This window comes from Synechococcus sp. H55.2 (genome assembly GCF_047462495.1).
Taxonomy (GTDB): Bacteria; Cyanobacteriota; Cyanobacteriia; order Thermostichales; family Thermostichaceae; genus Thermostichus.
This window is the reverse complement of record NZ_JANSJH010000207.1, coordinates 1-916: the sequence shown is the minus strand read 5'-3', so window position 1 is coordinate 916 and position 916 is coordinate 1. Positions and strand designations below refer to the sequence as shown.

The 916-nt window shown below is 45.6% G+C and carries 1 protein-coding gene; it reads right to left on the bottom strand.

Annotated elements, in window-relative coordinates; genetic code table 11:
* Positions 1-175: 175 nt before the first annotated feature.
* A partial coding sequence (locus NW844_RS12950; RefSeq protein WP_414336240.1) for a hypothetical protein occupies positions 176-916 on the bottom strand: 741 nt, incomplete at its 5' end.

Genomic DNA, 916 nt, shown 5'->3' with positions numbered 1-916 from the left:
CCCAGCCAGAGGAAGGGCAGCAGCAGCACCAGCATGAAAAACAGCAACAGCGAGACCGGCAGGTAGAACATGGCAGGGATCCCAGACTTTCTTCCAGGCTATCAGGCTCCCCCAACTCTAGACAGAGAGGATCCCGCTCTTGTAACAAAAATGACAAACAAGTCTCCTAACTCTGTTAGAGCCCGAAAATTTTCTTGCGAATTTCTTGAATAATTTCGCGACCGGCGCGCCAATCGCTGGGAGTCCTAGATAGAATAATTTGATAGCGCGGATCTCTGTGAAAACGAATCTTGACATGGTTGTCTTCTGAAGTAATCTCAAAACCAAGTCTCTGCAGTTTTCGCTCGTGAGAATCACTCCATTTGCGATAGTCTAAGAACAAATCATCTATAGACCCCATAATATCTTGACGATGTCTGTTGCCTTCCTGTGCATCGTTATATTGAAGCAGATCTTCAAGTATATGCCGAACTCTGCTTTTCTCATGTACTTGATCAATTGCTCTGTGCAAGATTTCCAAAATAAAACTCTTGGCTTCTTGGGGGTAAAATTCTCTCTCAGTTCTTCTCAAAATTATATCTGTTTCCGATGGCTTGCACCTCCTATAATGCCTTGTTCCTTGGGACATTGCAGACACAGTCTCTTGAAAATCTTCTAAGTCAGCCTTCAGCTTCTCTATTTCCTCATCCCTTTGTTGAAGCTGTAGTCTCAGCTCTGTAACCTCGTCTGTGTATGCATAGTGCTGCTTAGCTGAATCGCCTCTAGTTTGTAGCCATCTTTGCTGCTCCGCACGCAGCCTCTCTATCTCTTCCTCTCTTTGGAAGAGTTGGTTCTGTAGCTCTTCAATCCCTGCTTGGAGGTTTTGCACTCGCCGATCTTTGTCTTGGAGCTGTTCCAAAAGCTGCTGCTGCTCGGC